Origin of the sequence: Kribbella antiqua, from assembly GCF_004345665.1 — a bacterium.
Taxonomy (GTDB): Bacteria; Actinomycetota; Actinomycetes; order Propionibacteriales; family Kribbellaceae; genus Kribbella; species Kribbella antiqua.
In genome coordinates this window covers 210,846-229,152 of record NZ_SLWR01000001.1, presented here as the reverse complement: position 1 = coordinate 229,152, position 18,307 = coordinate 210,846, and the positions used below count along the sequence as shown (strand labels likewise).

Below are 18,307 nucleotides of genomic sequence, written 5' to 3'. Positions count from 1 at the left end.
ACCTGAAACTCGCAGGACTCGGTGGCGATCTTGATGCGTCTCTCACACGCCCGGCAGCGATCTTGACGCCCGCTTGACGCCCGCATGACGCCCCTTGATGCTCAGACCCTGCGGAGGACCTCAGACGCTGCGGAGGACCGAGACGACGATGCCGAGGATGACGGCGCGGTCGCCGTCGATCACGTCGTACGCCGGGTTGCGCGGCTCCAGGTACACGTGGCCGTTGCGGCGGCGGTAGACCTTCACGGTGGCTTCGTCGTCGATCATCGCGGCGACGATCTGACCCGAGTACGCCTCGGACTGCTGCCGGACGACGACGATGTCGCCGTCGCAGATGGCCGCGTCGATCATCGACTCGCCACGCACTCGCAGGCCGAAGACGTTCCCGCGCCCGGTCAGCCCGCGCGGCAGCTGCAGTACGTCGTCCACGTGCTCCACGGCCGCGATCGGCGTACCGGCGGCAATGTCACCGACGACAGCGACCGCCACGGAATCGTCGCCTGACTCGCGCGCCGGGGAGTCCTGCAGGAACATCCGTACGTCGATCGGCCGCGAGACCGACGGGCTCCGGCGCAGAAAGCCCTTCTCCTCCAGGCTCGCCAGGTGCTTCGACACCGACGACGAGGAGCGCAGTCCGACCGCTTCACCGATCTGCCGGCTGCTCGGCGGGTAGCCGTACCGCACCACCCAATCCCGGATCACCACCAGGATTCGCTGTTGCCGCTCCGGCAGCGCCGCCGCGTCCAGGTCCCCGAACAACTCCAGATCAGTCACCGCGGAATCCTATGGCGATTCCGCCTCCCGATCGCAGACCGACCCGCGCCGAACTGGCAACATCCCGCCGGCCGCTCCGACGTCCGTCCCGTGGGCGCCGCAGCGGGCGCGCCCCGGTGAGGGAGGTTCAGATGAACAAGGCGCGTTGGTCGGTGACCGCGGTCTTCTTCGTGAACGGGTGTCTGGTGTCGAGCTACATCTCCCGCATCCCGTCACTGAAGGTGGAATATCAGCTGAGCGAGAGCGCCCTGGGGGTCGTCCTCACGGTGTTCGGCGCGGCGGCGCTGGTGTCGATGCAGTTCGTCGGCGGGCTCGTCGCCAGATTCGGCAGCCGGCAGTTGATCCGAATCGCGCTGGCCTTGCTACCGCTGCTGCTGATCGCGGTCGGGCACGCTCGAGGCGTCGTACAACTCAGCATCGCGCTGGTGTTGATGGGCTTGGTGCATGGTGCCGTCGACGTCTCGATGAACGCGCACGCGGTCGCTGTCGAGCGGTCGCGCGGCGCGCCGATCATGAACGGATGCCACGCCGCCTGGAGCATCAGCGCCGTCCTCGCCTCACTCGTCGGCGCCGCCGTCACCCGCGCCGGCGTCGGCCTCGGCACCCACTTCCTGTACGCCGGAATCGCCCTGCTCATCGCTGGATTCTGCGCGACTCACGGCCTGCTCCCGTCCTCGGCCGATCGCGCTCGTACGGCGACGAGCGGCAAGCGGGCGTGGACGACAGGCTGGACTCGGCCGGTGTTGATCTTCGGGGCGATGGGCTTCGTGGTGATGATCGGGGAGGCGGCCGTGATCAGCTGGAGCGGAGTGCTGCTGCACGAGTCGCGCGGGGCCGGGCTGGCCACAGCGGGACTTGCCTTTACGGCGTACACCGCATTCCAGACCGTGGGTCGCTTGGTCGGTGACCGGCTCACGTCGCGGTACGGCGCTCACGTCGTGTTCCGGGCTGGAGCCGTCATTTCGATCAGCGGGCTGGTCGTCGTCATCGCCGTACCGCTGTGGCTGGTTTCGATCGGGGGATTCGCGCTGGTCGGGCTCGGTGGGTCGGTGCTGATGCCGCTCGTCTTCAGTGCGGTTGGGCGAGTCGGCGGGGATGCTGCCGCGGCCGCGGTGTCGCGGCTGACGACGTTCACCTACGCCGGGATTCTGATCGGGCCGGCAGTGGTCGGCTCCTTCGCGGGTGCGGTCGGGCTGGTCTGGACGTTCGCGGGGCTGGTGCCGTTGTTGCTCGTCGTGGCGGCCAACAGCCGGTTGATGTCCGTCAGGTCAGCAGTTTCGGAAGTTTCCGAAACGCCCTTGACTTCGGGGGAGCGGTAGGAAAAATTCTTCCCTACGTGTCGCGGACGTGATTTGTTGCCTTGAAAGGGCGGGACCCATGACGAACAACCTCTCGCGGCGGCTGTTCCTGCAGCGCGCTGCCGTTGGCACTCTGCTGGCGACCGGCGGCAGCACGCTGCTCTCGGCCTGTGCCAGCGGCGGCAGCGACGAGGGCAGCTCCGGCGGTGGCGGCGGCGCCGAGAAGACGGCGGAGAACCCGTTCGGGGTGAAGGAATCCGACCCGCTCGACGTGGTCATCTTCAAGGGCGGGTACGGCGACGACTACGCCAAGGCCCACGAGGACCTCTACAAGAAGAAGTTCGCCGGCGCGACGATCAAGCACGCCGGCATCACCGACATCACCCCGCAGCTGCAGCCGCGGTTCAACGGCGGGAACCCGCCGGACGTGATCGACAACTCCGGCGCTTCGCTGCTGCCGATGTCGACGCTGGCCAGCGCAGGCCAGCTGGCCGACCTGACCGAGCTGTTCGATGCCGGGTCGATCGACGACCCGAACACGAAGGTACGCGACACGCTCGAGCCGATCGCGCTCGAAGCGGCCATGCTGGACGGGAAGCCGCAGGTCCTCGAGTACGTCCTGACCGTGTACGCAATTTGGTACAACAAGAAGCTTTTCGACGAGAAGGGCTGGGCGCCGGCCAAGACCTGGACCGAGTTCCTGGCGCTGTGCGAGGAGATCAAGAAGGCCGGTATCGCGCCGCTGGCCCATCAGGGCAAGCACGGCAACTACATCGGTTCGGTCGTCATGGACATGGCGGTGAAGCACGCCGGCCCCGACCTGATCAAGGCGATCGACTCGCTGGAGCCGAACGCGTGGAAGCACGAGTCGATCAAGCTGGCCGCCGAGGCGCTGCTCGAGCTCAAGGGCAAGGGCTACATCATGCAGGGCACCGAGGGGCTGGATCACATCCAGTCGCAGACGGCCTGGAACCAGGGCAAGGCCGCCTTCATCCCCTCGGGTTCGTGGCTCGAGAACGAGCAGAAGACCGTCGCGCCGAAGGACTTCGTCACCACGGCGACCTTCACGCCGCTGCTCGACGGCGCCAAGCTGCCGGTCGACTGCACGCGCATCTACGCCGGTGAGAACTTCATCGTCCCGGCGAAGGCGAAGAACAAGGCCGGCGGTCTGGAGTACCTGCGGATCATGCTGTCGAAGGAGGCAGCCGGCAAGTTCACTCAGCTCACCGGCTCGCCGACCGTCGTGAAGGGTGCGACCGAGGGCGTGACGCTGAGCCCGGGCGCCGCGTCGTCCGACGGACTGATCAAGTCCGGCGGCACGAACAACTGGACGTCGTACTGGGCCAGCTGGTACTCGACGATGGACAAGCCGAGCCGCAGCATCTTCGCCGAACTCGCTGCCGCCCGCATCAACGCCGACGAGTTCCAAACCCGCATGCAAAAACTCGCCGACGACACCGCGAAGGACCCCGGCACAAAGAAGCAAACCCGCAGCTAGCGCCGCGTCAAGGAACGTTGGGGTCGTGTCGGGCCGCTGCCATCGACTGAAAGAACTGTGCGGCCGTCAAACGTTCAGCGATGGCATGGTGCCAACACACGCGAGCACACTCGGCACACTGCCTACGCTCGACATCACTCTCGACAGCACCGCAGTCAGCGTCCGCCGTACGCCTCGATCGGCCACCCTCGCATCTGGGGCTCTCCTGCTCGATGTGTGGGTGGCCTTTCGGTCAACCCGGCCGCAGATGCGCCGGCAGGTGCCCGGAATCGCTGCCGCCGTGGCGGCCGAACAGGCCGTTGAGCGGGTTGGGGAGCGCTACCCACCTGAATCGACAGGTCAGACTCCCCAGTCGACGCCGGTTGCCGGGGTGCCCTGGCAGGAGCGCCGCATTTGGCTGGTCGGACGTCCACCCATGAAATGGGCCGCGGCGGGTGGGTGGTGGGTCGGGCAGGTCGGCTGGCGCGACCGGGCCCACGATCCCAAGGTTTCTGGACGCGGTACTAGTTGCCTCGGCATCCGAAGACCGGCCGGCCGTGTGGCCGGTCTTCGAGGAAAAGTTGCGGCTGCACATTGGGACGGAGTAGGCCAAGGTGGGATTGGTTGCGCAGGGCACTTAATGCCGCCGACCGCCCGCCGACCTCGGCTCGCAGCATCGTGGCTGCGGCTCGTGGTATTTCGTTGGATGTGGGCGTGCGGGAGCTTCTACGATCGGGCGGATGAAGCCGGATGGGTTGGTGCTGGAGGCGTTCGGGGCACAGGAAGAGCCTGTGTTGATGCCCGGCGGCCAAGGGGAGACGTGGCGGGCTGGGGAGCTGGTGCTGAAGCCGGCTGGCTTCGAGGTTGAGGCGGCGTGGCGGGCGGAGGTGCTCACGAACTTGCCTTCGTCCTCGGCGTTCAGGGTCGCCCGTCCGGTCCGTAGCCGTGATGGTGCCTGGGTGGTCGACGGCTGGGAGGCGACCGAGTTCCTGGCTGGACAGACTGACGTTCGGCGGCAGGACGACGTACTGCGGGCAGGCCTCGCGTTTCATGAAGCCGTCGCTTCGCTGCCTCGGCCGGAGTTTCTGGACCGCCGCGACGACCCGTGGTCGTACGGCGATCGCGTCGCCTGGGAGGAGCTCCCGGTCGCGGGAAGCCCGTCGTACGAGCAACTTGTGGCGGGGCTGGTTGAAGCCCGGCGTCCGGTTGAGCTGAGAGCGCAGGTGGTGCACGGCGACCTCCCCGGCAACGTCATGTTCGCCGATGGGCTGCCGCCCGCGATCATCGACTGGCCGGTGTACTGGCGACCGCCGTCCTGGGCCGCGGCTGTTGCGGTCGCCGACGCGCTCTGCTGGTACGACGCCTCGCCGGACCTGGCAGCTCGATGGTCGCACCTGCCCGAGTGGGGTCAGATGCTGGTGCGTGCGCTGATCTACCGCATCACCACAGACGACGCGGCCGGCGGGCCAGATGCCTGGACCACCGACCGCCTCGAGCTCTATCGCCCGGTCATCGAACTCGCCATCTCGTTTACACGCTGATTGTCGACAATCCTGCTCCGCGCCTCGGCGACCACGATCGTGACCAGGGCAAGCACCCCGAGCGCGGCCCCAATCCAGGCGACCGACGGATAGCCCGCCCCGGCGTCGATGGCCAGACCGCCCAGCCAGGGTCCGACAGTGATGCCCACGTTGAACGCCGAGATGTTGAACGCTGCCGCGAGCGTCGGCGCCTCGCCCGCAACGGCGAAGACCCGAGTGTTGACAGCAGGATTGTTGGCAAAGCCGAACCCACCGAAGAGCGCGATCGCCGCCACGGCGACCCATGCGGTGCTGGTCCACAGCGCGAGTACGACGGCTGCCGCGATCAGCCCGATGGTGGCGATGCGCAGGGTGGTGAAGGGCCGGCTGTCGGCGGTGCGGCCGCCGATGGTGATGCCGGCCAGCGCGCCAACGCCGTACAGGGCGAGGACGAGCGGGACCCAGTCCGCGGACAGCCCGGTGGTGTCGGTGAGCAGGGGAGCGAGGTAGCTGAAGACCACGAGGATCGCGCCTGTAGAGACAGCCGTGGTGGCGTAGGCGATCCAGAGGTCGGGGTTGCGCATGGTCTGCAGTTCCCGGCGGAGCTCTGGGGTGCTGTCGGATCGGCCACCGGGGATGGTTGCCACGATCAGCAGCATCGCGATTGTCGACAATCCGGCGACAGCCCAGAAGGCGGCCCGCCAGCCGAGGTGCTGACCGATGACCGTGCCGGCTGGGAGGCCGACGATGGTGGCGACGGTGAGGCCCCCGGCGACGATGCTCATCGCCTTGCCGCGGGCCTGCGGTCCGCTGAGGTTGACGGCTGCGACCGCAGCGACCGCCCAGAAACCGGCGTACACGAATGCGCCCACGACGCGCGTCGCGACGAGCACGCCGTAGCCGGGCGTCAGTGCGCCAGCGACGTGGGTGAGCACGAAGACGGCAAGGAAGGACAGCAACGCGGCTCGGCGGGACCATCGCAAAGTGAGGACGGCCAGGATCGGCGCGCCGATGAGCATGCCGACCGCGAACGCGGAGATGAGCAGACCGGCGGCTGGGATCGAAACGTTCAGGTCGCCGGCCACCTCGGGGAGCAGACCGGCCAGCATCAGTTCGGACGTTCCCTGGGCGAAGATCGCCAGGCCGAGCACATAGACAGCGAGCGGCATCGGATTCCTCTCATATTGGATCAATCAGTGCAAAACGCGGGGAAAGATCTGCCGGCAACTGCTGCGGTCAGAAAGTGCGCAGCGCCGCGGTCACGACTGCTTCCTGTGCCGCCCGGCTCGCCCCGCCGCGGGCCGACACCCGCAGCCCGCTGAGTACGACGTACACGTAGTCGGCGAGCGCGGCCGGGTCGTGGCCGGCGTCGATCTCACCGGAGGCCTGCGCGGCCCGGAAGGCGGTCGTCAGTGCCGCGATCTTCACGGCATGGTCGCGGTCGAGCGCGTCGGCGACCTCGCGGTCATGCGGAGCCAGTTCGACCAGCGAGTTCACGACCAGGCAGCCCAACGGTTCGGCGGGATCCGGCTCGACGGCGTCCCAGAGGATGCGCCGGACGCGCTCCCGGATCGGCAGCTCGCTCTGAATCAGGTCGAGCTGGGCCGCGGTCTTGGTCTCCATGTACTGCCGGAGCGCCCGATCGAACAGGTCGCGCTTGCTGCTGAACGTGTTGTAGATGCTGCTTCGGCCGAGCCCGGTCGCCTCGCAGAGGTCCTGCGTCGACGTGCCCTCGTAGCCGTGCGTCCAGAACAGGTTCATCGCCGCGGCGACGGCGTGATCCTCGTAGAAGGTCCGGGGTCTGGCCATGCGGACACCGTAGCACGTTATGGACTGCTTGATCCAAAACGGCCCTCCGGATGAGAGCGTGACCAGGGTCGATAGCATCCGGGCATCAAGGCGAGTGCCGGAAGCTCTTCGACAGAGCCGCGGGCACTCGCCTTGACTGGGGATCCGTGAGGGGTTGGGGCTGGGGGGATCGCTCCCCGGACCAGCCGTGTCCGTTGAACGTGAGGAGCTTCAGTGAGGCTGTACCGCCCCGGGGTGATCGCCCTTGCCCTCGGATTGGTCGCCGGAGTGGCCGCCGTGGTGACCATCACTCGCCCGGCCGCCGCAGAGCAGACCCAGAAGGTCTCGTACCGCGGCTATCAGGTCACCGTTCCGGCGAGTTGGCCGGTCATCGACCTGGCCAAGAACCCGTCTACGTGTGTTCGTCTCGACCAGCCGGCCGTGTACCTCGGCCGCAGTACCGCCCAGGCCGACTGCCCGGCCCACGCGGTCGGCCGCAGTGAGGGCATCGTCCTGGAGCCGTTGACCAAGGCAACACCATCCGCGCCGGGCCTGATGCGCCGTACGGTCAAGGATGCCGGCGTACTGGCGACGGCGTACTACGCACCCGGCGACGAGCAGGAGGCGACCGAGCTGCTCGCCACCGGCCGCGTCACTTCGAAGACCGCATCCACACAGGTTGTCGAGCCCGCTGCGGTCACACCCTCGATCGTTGCCACGGGCAAGTTCACGGGTGGCGCATTCGATGCCTGCACCGCGCCGCCGCAGTCCACGATGGATGCCTGGCTGCCCGACTACCAGGCTCTCGGCATCTACATCAGCGGCGGTCTGCGGGCGTGTGCCCAGCCGAACCTGACCGCGGACTGGGTGTCCACGAACGCGGGCAAGGGCTGGCAGTTCCTGCTGATCGACGTCGGCCTGCAGGCACCGTGCAGCAACCTGAGCAGCAAGATGTCGACCGTGCCGGCGACCGCTTACGCGCAAGGCAAGACGGCGGCCGGCAACGCCGTGACCGCCGCGCAGGCACTCGGCTTCGCCCAGCGCAGCGCGATCTACAGCGATATCGAGGCCTACGCCTCCACCGCTGCGTGCAAGGCTGCTGTGCTGTCCTACCTGACCGGCTGGACCCAGGAACTCAATGCCCGCGGCTACCTCGGCGGTACGTACGTCGGGGCCGCCTCTGGTGGCGTCGACCTGAACAGCGCCTACGGCAGTACGTCGTACACGCATCCCGACAACCTGTGGTTCGCCCGCTGGAACAATGTCGCGGACGTGACCGACGACAAGTACATCTCGAGCACCAACTGGACCAACCACCAGCGAGTGCATCAGTACGCCGGCAACGTCAACGAGACGCACGGCGGTGTGAGCCTCAACATCGACAAGAACTGGGCCGACCTGACCCCGCCGCCACCGCCGGTCACCGGTTTCGGCGTCACCGGTGGCGTGAACCGCGCCACGCTGAAGTGGACGAACCCGGCCGGCACCACGCTCGGCCAGATCCTCGTCCGCGGCGCCTCGGGCAACGCGGCCCCGTCGCTGCCGAAATACGGTACGGCGGTCTACGCGGGCACCGGCACCACCTACACCCAGACAGGCCTGGCGAACTCGTCCAGTTATGCCTACCAGGCGTGGGTGAAGGACAGCACCGGAAAGATCGGCCCGGGCGTCACCACGCGTCTGATCGGCACGAAGTCGACGATGACCGCGAGTACGTCGTCACTCGTCTACGGCGGGTCAGTCACCCTGAGTTCGACGTTCACGCGGATCGACTCCGGTGCCAAGCTGACCGGCGTACCGGTCTACCTGTACAAGCGGGCCAAGAACGTTTCGACCTGGTCCTATGTGGGCCCGCTGACGACCAACACGAGCGGCGCGGTCAGTTCGGTGCAGAAGCCGACCGTTTCGACGTACTACACGTGGGGCTACAACGGTTCGACCGGGTTGCTGGGCACGCGGAGTCCGTCGTACCTGGTCCAGGTGAAGCCGACGATCTCGGCGTACTTGAGTCCGGCGACGATCAAGCTCGGTGCGACCTCGGTGTTCTACGGCTACCTCAACCCGCCGCACGCGGGAACGAGCATTTACCTGCAGCGGTGGACCGGGACGGCCTGGGGTGGGGTCGCGACGGCCAAGGTGGCGTCGAACGGTAAGTACACCTTCACGGTCAAGCCACCGGCGGCGCGCGGCAAGTACTCGTACCGCGTGGTCTGGCTCGCCGACGCCGACCACCAGGGCACGCTGACCCCGACGAAGGTGCTGACTGTCAGTTAGACGAATTTCGTAGGGACTCTGCAGTAAGTCGCTGAACACTGTCCCCATGGCGCGCTCGGGTGTGTAATCGAAGAAAGAACTCCGCTCGAGTCGCGTCCACGGGAGGGCGGCATGGCGAGCGTCAGCGAACGCACCAGCATTACCGAACGCACTGGACCAGCGGTCGTCGTCACCGTACGGCGGCCGCTGGGGCAGGTGATCGGGCGCCTGCTGTCGACCACCGACCACAAGGTGATCGGCAATCTGTACCTGATCACCTCGTTCGTCTTCTTCCTGATCGGCGGCGTGATGGCGTTGCTCATCCGCGCCGAGCTCGCCGAACCGCAACTGCAGATCGTGAACGAAGAGGTGTACAACCAGCTCTTCACCATGCACGGCACGATCATGCTGCTGCTGTTCGCGACGCCGCTGTTCGTCGGCTTCGCGAACGTGATCATGCCGGTGCAGATCGGCTCGCCGGACGTCGCGTTCCCGCGGCTGAACATGCTGAGTTACTGGATGTTCCTGTTCGGCGGGCTGCTGACGCTGGCGGCGTTCTTCACCCCGGGCGGCGCGGCGGACTTCGGCTGGACCGGGTACGCGCCGCTGTCGACGGCTCAGCATTCACCCGGCGTCGGCGCCGATCTGTGGATCATGGGCCTGTGGATGTCCGGTACCGGAACCATCCTCGGCGGCGTCAACTTCGTCACCACGATCATCACCATGCGCGCGCCCGGGATGACGATGTTCCGGCTGCCGATCTTCTGCTGGAACATCCTGGTCACGTCGATCCTGGTGCTGATCGCGTTCCCGATCCTGGCGGCTTCGCTGCTGATGCTGGAGGCCGACCGGCACCTCGGTGCACAGGTCTTCCACCCGAGCAACGGTGGTGCGCTGTTGTGGCAGCACCTGTTCTGGTTCTTCGGGCATCCCGAGGTCTACATCATCGCGCTGCCGTTCTTCGGCATCATCACCGAGATCCTGCCGGTCTTCAGCCGCAAGCCGATCTTCGGGTACTACGGTCTGGTCGCGGCGACCCTCGCGATCGGGGCACTGTCGATCGCGGTGTGGGCGCACCACATGTTCACCACCGGCGCGGTCAGTCTGCCGTTCTTCTCGTTCATGACGTTCCTGATCGCGGTACCGACCGGGGTGAAGTTCTTCAACTGGATAGGCACGATCTGGGGCGGCTCGGTGTCGATGGATACGCCGATGCTGTGGAGCGTCGGCTTCCTGGTGACGTTCCTGTTCGGTGGTCTGACCGGGATCATCCTGGCGTCGCCGGCGCTGGACTACCAGCTGAACGACACGTACTTCGTCGTTGCGCACTTCCACTACGTCGTGTTCGGCACGGTCGTGTTCGCGATGTTCGCCGGGTTCTATTTCTGGTGGCCGAAGATGACCGGCCGGATGCTCGACGAGAAGCTGGGGAAGCTGCACTTCTGGCTGCTGTTCCTCGGCTTCCACACGACGTTCCTGGTGCAGCACTGGCTGGGCGTCGAGGGGATGCCGCGGCGGTACGCGCGCTATGGGGCGAATGAGGGCTTCACCACGCTGCACCAGGTGTCGACGGTCGGCGCGATGCTGCTGGGGATCTCGACGTTGCCGTTCCTCTACAACGTCTACAAGTCCCGCCGCTCACCACGCGTCGGCGTCGACGACCCCTGGGGCTGGGGCCGGTCGCTGGAGTGGGCGACCAGCTCACCTCCACCACGCCACAACTTCACCAGCCTCCCTCGCATCCGCTCCGAAAGCCCAGCCTTCGACTTCCACCACGCCTCCATAGCCCTCACCGAATACCCGGACAACCAAGCGCCGGCCGACAACCTCCTCGACGCTCCCGAAGACCAAGGCCGCGTAGAACACCTCAAATCCCAAGCCGACCCCGACACCTGACCCGTCAGGTGAACCTGCCGAGCGCGCGAGTCTGGCCGCGGGGCGGTTCAGCGGGTCAGTTGGTTGAGGAGGGCGGTTAGTTGGTGGTGGGCGGTGTGGGGTGGGGGACCGGTGGAGGCGAGGATGTCGAGGGTTTGGGTGTAGGTCTCGACGTCGTCGCGTTTGTCGAGGTAGAGGGCACTGGTGAGGTGCTCCAGATAGACGACGTCGGGGAGGTCGCGCTGGGGGAAGCGGAGGATGGTGAACGCGCCGCCGGTGGCAACGTGGCCGGGGCCGCCGACGGGGATGATCTGCAAGGTGATGTTCGGCCGCTCGATCGCCTGCCGCAGAGCGTCGACCTGGTCGCGGAGAACCTCCGGACCACCGATCGGCCGAAGCAGGACTGACTCCTCGATGACGGCCCACAACTTCAATGGTGGTTCGCGATCGAGAGCCTGCTGCCGCCGCGTCCGGAGCGCGACGACGCGTTCCACCTCTTCGTCAGCTCGGCCGCCCGGCGTCAGACGCGCCACCGCCCGCGCGTAATCCGCCGTCTGCAACAACCCTGGCACGAACTGGATCTCATAGGTCCGGATCAGCTCAGCCGCAGCCTCCAGCCCGAGGTACGCGTCGAACCAGTCAGGCGTGACATCGCCGTACCGATGCCACCAGCCGCGGTTGTTCGCCTCCTGGGCCAGTTGCACCAAACGCTCTCGCTCGCGTACGTCGGTTACGCCGTACAGGCTGAGCAGGTCCTCGACGTCGCGGACCTTGAAGCCGACCCGACCGAGCTCGAGCCGGCTGATCTTCGACTCCGACGCCCGGATCGCCCACCCGGCATCCGACCGGCTCACCCCCGCCCGCTCGCGCAGCCGCCGCAGGTGACTCCCCAGCATCATCCGCAGCGCCGTCGGCCCAACCTCACCACGCCCCGCCATGCCCCAAGCCTACATCACTATCGAACATATGTTCTAGTCCAAGGAGTGTTCTATGAAGTAGTCAGTCGGCCTCGCGCCGTAGGAGACGGCGTTGGAAGAAGCGTGCGGCTTCACGTGCGACGTCGTACCAGACCTGCCCCTCGTAGCGCGCGTGCGGATCGCGAAGGTTGTGATGTCCGCCGGCGATCGGAAGCAGCCGAGTGTCTGCCCCCACCGACAGCAGTGCGTGATGGAGTCGTTCGGCCTGCTCGTATGGGACGGTTTCGTCTGCGGTGCCGTGGATGATCAGGAACGGCGGTGCGCCGGCGGTGACGTGCGCAAGCGGGCTTGCAGCGCGCAACTGTTCGAGGTGGGTGCTCGCGTCGCCGCCGACCAAGGCGGTGACGGGGGAGGGTCGATCGATCTGCATGGCTCCGCCCGGTCGAGCAAGGTCGCTTGGCCCACTGATGGTGACGACCGCCTGGACGTCATCTCGGGGTGCGCCGGGAAGCGGGCTCCGGTCCGCGCCAACCGGGTTCAAGCCGGCCATGGCCGCCAGGTGCCCGCCGGCGGAGTGTCCCCAGACGCCGATGCGGTCAGGATCGATTGGAAGGCCAAGCGGGTTGAGTCGTAGCCATCTCAGGGCGGCTTGGATGTCATGCAGTTGAGCCGGAAAGACTGCTTGCCCACTGTGGCGGACGGAGATGGCGACGGTCAGAAGGCCTGCTTGGGCGAGTGCGGGATTCGCAAACGGCAGCAATGCGGAAGAGCGATCGCCGGGTCCCCAGCCTGGGCAGCCATCGATGCGCACGATGGTCGGAAGCGGAGACGTGGGTACTGCCGCCGGTCCAAGTACGTCGAGGCATAGGTCAACGCCATCAGGACTGGCATAGCTAATGTCCAGCAGACGGATGAGGTTTGACGATGGTCGTGCAGCAGACATCGATCGTTGCTTCCTCTTCAGGCAGGATCGGACAAGCCGAACCGTCGCACTACCTCGATGCCGAATTCCAGAGCGCTTGTTTTCAAGATGCCTACAATCCACTACTTGGCTGGGAGGTCTCAGATGGCCAGTAAGTTCACTGAGCTTGCGATCGACTGTGCCGATCCCGACGGGCTCGCGCGGTTCTGGTGCTCGGTCCTTGAGTACGACGTGCAAGACGAAGAGGACGGTGTTGTCACGATCGGCTCGCCGCTGGTGCCTGAAGGTAAGAACCGCCTTGGTCCGGTGCCGCCGACGTTGACCTTCGCGCGTGTGCCGGAGGGCAAGACCGTCAAGAACAGGCTCCATATCGATGTCAACCCAACCGACAGGGAGCAGGACGAAGAGGTCCGTCGCCTGCTCGATCTAGGTGCTCGGCACGCTGACGTCGGCCAAACCGGTGATGAGAGCTGGGTGACCCTCGCCGATCCGGAGGGGAACGAGTTCTGCGTCCTTGCGGGCCGCCGGCCCTGAAATTGGTTGGTCGGGATGACGTTCGGGCTGGTAGCGTCCGCGGGACCGTGACGCCACGCGAGGAGGTGAGACCCATGAACGCAGTACGCATGTGGGTGCTCCTCCCGTCAGCACGGCCGGGCGATTGACCTAGGGGTCGTCGGGAGCGCCTCAACACTCCCGAAAGGCTCCAAGCTATGCATTCTTTGCGTTTCACCAGCGAGACAGCATCGAACGGTGTTTTCGAACGCGACTTCGTCGTCGGCGAAGTCCCCGGCGTACTGTGGTCGCCCGTTTCCGGCCGCGATCACGCGCCTCTCGTGCTGATGGGTCACGGGGGCGGTCTGCACAAGAAGACGCCGGCACTCATGGCCCGCGCGCACGAGACAGTGATCAGCCACGGCTTCACGGTCGCCGCCATCGATGCGCCCGGACACGGCGACCGCCCGCGCACCGCGGAGGACGAGCACATCCGCGCAGGTTTCAAGGAGGCGATGGCGGCGGGCGACACCGAGCGGGTGGGGTCGCTCAGCGTGCGGTACGGCGTCTCATTGGCTGAGCGCGCGGTGCCGGAATGGCAGGCGATCCTGGACGCTCTTCAGGCGTTGCCCGAGATCGGCGCTGATGCGCCGATCGGCTACGGAGGCGGCATCACGTTGGGCACCGGCATCGGGATACCGCTGACAGCGGTCGAATCCCGGATCAGCGCTGCGATCTTCGGCGGCGGGTTCGTCGTGTACGACGCTCTGCTCGAGGCGGCGCGGCGAATCACCGTCCCGGTCCAGTTCCTGCTCCCGTGGGACGACGAGCACGTCGACCGCCAATCCGCTCTCGGGTTGTTCGACGCCTTCGCCTCGAAGGAGAAGACGTTGCACGCCAACCCAGGCGACCACCGCACCATCCGCTGGTCCGGCCTCGACGAACACTTCCTAGCCCGCCACCTCAGCACGTCACCGGCCTGACCCAAACCGGTGTCGGCGTCCGGCTCCGCACCGGACGCCGTACCGGCGGTTTCGTCGGAGCCACTCAAACCCGCGCCAGCGCCCGGCGTGCGAGCTCCTGGCGGCGCAGTGCCGAGCGAGTCGACACATGCCGTTTCCCTGCAGCCGTCTCGAGCTTCGAAGCGGCGTACTCGAGCTCCCGCCGGGCCTCCGGCATGTCCACTCCGGTCAGCGCAAGCACCGTGTACCAGAACGGATACGCCTGCCACTCGCCGTCGTTCGTACGACGGAATCGAAGCTCCCCGATGCCCTTGCTGAGGCGTTCCTCGCCCCGATCGAGGTTGCCCGCTTCCAGATTGCGCCACAGGCCGACCGTGCACTTGCCACAGCAGAACGTGCCCGGGTTGGCGCGAGCCGCCCGTTCCAGGCACTGCATCAGACCTTCACCGGCCCGATCGAGCGCGTCCCGTACGGCAGGATCCGCAACACCGAGCGAGCGCAGCGCGCGGCTCGTCTCCTCCCCGAGGATGTGCCTGGCCGAAGCCGACGTGATGCGCTCACCGGTGAAGACGACGATGCCCTCCTCCAGTTCACGACGGAAGCCGCCGAACGTGCCGGCGTATGCGCCCGGCAGGCCCTGACGAGCGGCGAGCCAGCGCGCCACCCGCAGGCGCTCCGCCGCCGGCAGCTTCCCACCGTCCCACTCGACCGCCGCGACCGCATCAACTGTCTCCGACAGACTGCCTTCAACGATCATGCTCACTCGATCGGTAAGTAGAGATCGGTGCGCAACTGGTCCGGAGGCGTCCTGTGGTCGTTGAGGTAGACCTCGAAGTTCACACCGTCTCGCACCGTGAAGCCGCCCGCCGCGACATGCTCGCCGTACAGCCGTCCCCACGCCGCCTCCAGGCCCGCATAGTGCCCGACGAACTCCGCACGCAAGTTACTTCCCGGTCGGCAGCCGAGCCTCGTCGAGATCGCCGATGCCGGCGTCCTCCGGCACGGTGATCGCCGCAACCGACCGCAGCTCTGCCGCAGGTGTGCCGTCGGGGTCGTCGTAGAAGATCGCGACCCGGATCGCCTCCGGCTCCTTGCCGAGCCCGAGTTCGGCGGCCTTCTGCTCCAGCACTCCGAACGCTGCGCCGATCTCGACGTACGGTCCTTGATGGCGCACGGCAGCCAGCCGTGTCGCAGGTACGTCGACCACGTCTACCTTCATCGCATCTCCTGCGTTCTGGGCCAAGTGAAACCTGGTCATACCGTTGGGGTGGAAGTGGACGCCGTTCGCGCTCCGGATGCCCGGACAGTCGCGCAGACCAGCGCGGAAGACGGATGGCGGCATGCCGAACCCGGTCTGAAACGCCTTGGTGAACGCCTCATGCGTCGCATAACCGGATCGGAACGCGATGTCCGAGATCGGATCCCTCGTGTTCCGGACCTCCCACGCGCCTCGCTCCAGTCGTAGCCGCCGAGTCAGCTCCGCCGACGACTCACCTGCGATCGCCCGGAAGATCCGGTGGAAGTGGTACGGCGACACGTAGTACCGGGCCGCGAGCTCCCGAAACGTCGGCGGATCGTCCAGACTGCCCTGCAGGTCCGCAATCACCTGTCGCACCATTGCCTCGTAGTCCATGCTCACCCGCCTCGTCGATCGCGGATCCCCACGTCGAACGCTACGGCAGAGACAACGCCCGCGCTTGTCCCCGATTGCTGTTCAGCCTCCGACCCGCCGCACAGCCAGAGCTCCACGTCGTTCGGTGTGAAATGGCGGGTCGTCAGTCGCGCAGGTATTCGGCTCGCCAGCGGTTGATGGTGGGGTCGACCGGGCTGGGGGATTGGATTAGCTGGATCAGGTGGAGGTCGGGCGTGGTGAACGAGTCGAGCGCCGCGCGCGTCAACGGCCACGGCGGACCTTCGACCTCCTCGTCGGGCTCGTCGTCAGGCCGGGCGACGGCAATGACCAGCAGTGTCCCGCCGGGGCCCACTTGCTCCGTGATCTGCTTGATCGCAGCAGGCTGCAACGAGATCGGCAGAGCCTGGACCGTGTAGATCTCGACCACGAGGTCGAACGCTCGATGCCACTCGGCCGGTGGGTTGAAGAGATCCGCTACGACGTACTGGGCCTTGGAGTCCGGGTGGTTGCGGTGGGCCGTCTCGATGGCGCTCGCGGAGATGTCGAATGCGGTGGTCTGGTAGCCCAGGTCGGCGACGAGCTCCGCGTCCCATCCGGTCCCGGCGCCGACGATGAGAGCCGTCTTGCCCGACCCATCGGGTTGGGCCTCGTCGACCCACTCGCTCAGCAACGGGTGCGCCGTACCGCGATCCCAGGGAACAACGGCGGCGCCCTCCGAAGCGGCCGAGTACAACTGCTCGAACCAGCCGGTCGGATCGTCCTGGTCCAGCGATTCCTTGGCGATCCGCCGGCTCACGACGTCCGGGTCTTCCGCTTCGGTCATTCGCCGCCGCCTTCGTGAATTGCTCGCACGGTTTGGACGGTATCAACCTGCTCCGGCGTCTTGTCGTCGCGATACCGCAACACGCGGGCGAAGCGCAGTGCCATCCCGGCTGGGTATCTCGGCGACGTCTGCACTCCGTCGAAGGCGATCTCCACCACGACCTCCGGGCGGAGATAGACGGTGTACGAATCCCGTCGCTCTTCGAGTTCCTGGAAGCGCTCGGTCTGCCAGCGGAGCAGCTCGTCCGTCAGGCCCTTGAACGTCTTGCCGAGCATGACGAACTCTCCGGTCTCCTCGTCCCGCGCACCAAGATGCAGATTCGAGAGCCAGCCGGTCCGCCGCCCGTGACCCCACTCCGCCGCGAGCACCAGCAGGTCGAGAGTGTGCGTCTGCTTCACCTTCACCCAGCCCGACCCGCGCCGCCCGGCCTCGTACGGCACGGTCAACGACTTCACCATCACGCCCTCATGCCCGCGCTTCACCGCGTCGAGGAAGAACGCGTGACCGGCCTCGGCGTCATCGGTCACCAGCCGCGGGATCCGCCGCTCCTCAGGCACCAGCTTGCTCAGCCACTCGTGCCGTGCGGCGCCGTCGAGCCCGAGCAGGTCCTCGCCGTCCTGATGCAGGATGTCGAAGAAGTACGGCGTCAGTGGCACCGACTCCGGCCCGGTCGCCGCGCGGGTCGCCGTACGGGATCCGGTGACCTGGAACGGCTCTGGTCGTCCGTCGATGCGCAACGCGATCAGCTCACCGTCCAGAACAACCTGCTGGGCGTCCAGCTCCAGCACAGCGGTGACCACCTCGGGCACGCGATTCGTGATGTCGTCCAGCGTCCGCGTGTAGACGACGACCTTCTCGCCGTCGCGATGCACCTGGATGCGGATCCCGTCCAGCTTCCACTCGAGCGCGGCCGGCGTACCGGTCTTGCCGAGCGCTTCCTCCACACTTGTCGCGGACTGCGCGAGCATCGGCTGCACTCCGCGCCCGACCTCCAGCCCGAACTGCTCCAGCCCAGCTTCGCCCTGCGTCAGTACGGCGACCGCCACCGGCGCCGCGGCACCACGCAGCATCGTCGCCGCGCGGATCTTCTCCAGTGGGATCCCGGTCGCGCGCGCGACCGCGTCGGCCATCACCCCGTCCAGCGCGCCTTGCCGCAACTCGCCCCCGACGAGGAAGCGCAGCCACTTCTGCTCGGCTTCGGTCGCGCGACCGAACAGCGCGTCGACGGCCGCCCGGCGCCGCGCCTGCGATCCGGCCCCTGCCATCTCGGCCAGCTCCGCGAACGCCTGGTCGACCTCCTCGACGGTCAGCGACGGCGACTCGGCCGGCTCCGGCGCATCCATCAACGTCCGCCAGCCCACGCCAGTCCGACGCTGTCGCAGCTCACCGGACAGGTACGTCACCACGATCGCGGTCTCGTCCGGCTCGGTGGCGGTCGACAGCAACCCGGCGATCAGCTCGGCCTTCTTCAGCCGCGACCGGGTCCCGGCCAGGGCGGCCGAGGTCTCCACCACGTCGTTGAGCAGCATGGATCCAGTCTCACCCATGCCACCGACAGAAACCCGGACCCACA

17 protein-coding genes are annotated in these 18,307 nt (G+C 66.9%); 7 read left to right on the top strand and 10 right to left on the bottom strand.

The features are described from left to right. Window positions 1-120: 120 nt before the first annotated feature. Window positions 121-774, bottom strand: a complete 654-nt coding sequence (gene lexA / locus EV646_RS01120; RefSeq protein WP_132142974.1) for a transcriptional repressor LexA — start codon at window positions 772-774, stop codon at window positions 121-123. Between the two features lie 131 nt (window positions 775-905). On the opposite strand from lexA, the gene EV646_RS01115 reads away from it, so the two are divergent. From EV646_RS01115 to EV646_RS01105, 3 genes are all read left to right on the top strand, one after another. Next, entirely contained in the window at window positions 906-2,093 is a 1,188-nt protein-coding gene (locus EV646_RS01115) for an MFS transporter (RefSeq protein WP_158290876.1), read from the top strand. Between the two features lie 58 nt (window positions 2,094-2,151). Beyond that, window positions 2,152-3,570, top strand: coding sequence for an N-acetylglucosamine/diacetylchitobiose ABC transporter substrate-binding protein (gene ngcE, locus EV646_RS01110; protein ID WP_132142970.1), 1,419 nt, complete (start codon window positions 2,152-2,154; stop codon window positions 3,568-3,570). 719 nt (window positions 3,571-4,289) lie between these two features. After that, window positions 4,290-5,090 carry a TIGR02569 family protein gene (locus EV646_RS01105; RefSeq protein WP_241995116.1) on the top strand — a complete coding sequence of 267 codons (801 nt, stop codon included), beginning with the start codon at window positions 4,290-4,292 and terminating at the stop codon, window positions 5,088-5,090. On the opposite strand, the gene EV646_RS01100 is transcribed toward EV646_RS01105, so the two are convergent. After that, window positions 5,048-6,238, bottom strand: a complete 1,191-nt coding sequence (locus EV646_RS01100; protein WP_132142969.1) for a Cmx/CmrA family chloramphenicol efflux MFS transporter — start codon at window positions 6,236-6,238, stop codon at window positions 5,048-5,050. The two genes, EV646_RS01105 and EV646_RS01100, sit on opposite strands and share 43 nt — an antisense overlap. A 67-nt stretch (window positions 6,239-6,305) precedes the next feature. Next, a complete protein-coding gene (locus EV646_RS01095; protein WP_132142967.1) occupies window positions 6,306-6,878 on the bottom strand; it encodes a TetR/AcrR family transcriptional regulator in 573 nt (190 codons plus the stop codon). 213 nt (window positions 6,879-7,091) lie between these two features. On the opposite strand from EV646_RS01095, the gene EV646_RS01090 reads away from it, so the two are divergent. Together EV646_RS01090 and ctaD are read left to right on the top strand one after the other, a co-directional pair. Then, entirely contained in the window at window positions 7,092-9,131 is a 2,040-nt protein-coding gene (locus tag EV646_RS01090; protein WP_241995114.1) for a DUF1906 domain-containing protein, read from the top strand. 111 nt (window positions 9,132-9,242) lie between these two features. After that, on the top strand, window positions 9,243-11,006 hold the full coding sequence (ctaD, locus tag EV646_RS01085) for an aa3-type cytochrome oxidase subunit I (protein WP_132142965.1): 1,764 nt from the start codon (window positions 9,243-9,245) through the stop codon (window positions 11,004-11,006). A gap of 47 nt (window positions 11,007-11,053) precedes the next feature. Here the strand turns inward: ctaD and EV646_RS01080 are convergent, their stop codons facing one another. Both EV646_RS01080 and EV646_RS01075 read right to left on the bottom strand, forming a co-directional pair. Further along, window positions 11,054-11,923 carry a helix-turn-helix domain-containing protein gene (locus tag EV646_RS01080; protein ID WP_132142963.1) on the bottom strand — a complete coding sequence of 290 codons (870 nt, stop codon included), beginning with the start codon at window positions 11,921-11,923 and terminating at the stop codon, window positions 11,054-11,056. Between the two features lie 61 nt (window positions 11,924-11,984). Beyond that, entirely contained in the window at window positions 11,985-12,845 is an 861-nt protein-coding gene (locus tag EV646_RS01075) for a prolyl oligopeptidase family serine peptidase (RefSeq protein WP_132142961.1), read from the bottom strand. Between the two features lie 57 nt (window positions 12,846-12,902). Between EV646_RS01075 and EV646_RS01070 the strand changes: the two genes are divergently transcribed. Both EV646_RS01070 and EV646_RS01065 read left to right on the top strand, forming a co-directional pair. Further along, the gene (locus EV646_RS01070; RefSeq protein WP_422386682.1) at window positions 12,903-13,358 is read left to right on the top strand and encodes a VOC family protein; all 456 of its coding nucleotides are present in this window, start codon (window positions 12,903-12,905) and stop codon (window positions 13,356-13,358) included. Between the two features lie 176 nt (window positions 13,359-13,534). Continuing rightward, the gene (locus tag EV646_RS01065; RefSeq protein ID WP_132142959.1) at window positions 13,535-14,299 is read left to right on the top strand and encodes an alpha/beta hydrolase; all 765 of its coding nucleotides are present in this window, start codon (window positions 13,535-13,537) and stop codon (window positions 14,297-14,299) included. 64 nt (window positions 14,300-14,363) lie between these two features. Here the strand turns inward: EV646_RS01065 and EV646_RS01060 are convergent, their stop codons facing one another. The 5 genes from EV646_RS01060 to EV646_RS01040 all read right to left on the bottom strand — a co-directional run bounded on the left by EV646_RS01060 (window position 14,364) and on the right by EV646_RS01040 (window position 18,281). Next, entirely contained in the window at window positions 14,364-15,035 is a 672-nt protein-coding gene (locus tag EV646_RS01060) for a hypothetical protein (RefSeq protein ID WP_132142957.1), read from the bottom strand. Between the two features lie 2 nt (window positions 15,036-15,037). Next, window positions 15,038-15,220 (bottom strand): GyrI-like domain-containing protein, encoded by a 183-nt coding sequence (locus EV646_RS40520; RefSeq protein WP_158290875.1) that lies wholly within the window; start codon window positions 15,218-15,220, stop codon window positions 15,038-15,040. Window position 15,221: 1 nt separating this feature from the next. Further along, window positions 15,222-15,911: an AraC family transcriptional regulator gene (locus EV646_RS01050; protein WP_132142954.1), complete on the bottom strand. Its 690-nt coding sequence runs from the start codon at window positions 15,909-15,911 to the stop codon at window positions 15,222-15,224. Between the two features lie 142 nt (window positions 15,912-16,053). Then, a complete protein-coding gene (locus tag EV646_RS01045) occupies window positions 16,054-16,734 on the bottom strand; it encodes a class I SAM-dependent methyltransferase (RefSeq protein ID WP_132142952.1) in 681 nt (226 codons plus the stop codon). Beyond that, the gene (locus EV646_RS01040; protein WP_241995112.1) at window positions 16,731-18,281 is read right to left on the bottom strand and encodes an ATP-dependent DNA ligase; all 1,551 of its coding nucleotides are present in this window, start codon (window positions 18,279-18,281) and stop codon (window positions 16,731-16,733) included. The genes EV646_RS01045 and EV646_RS01040 overlap by 4 nt, the downstream gene beginning before the upstream one ends. Window positions 18,282-18,307: the final 26 nt, after the last annotated feature.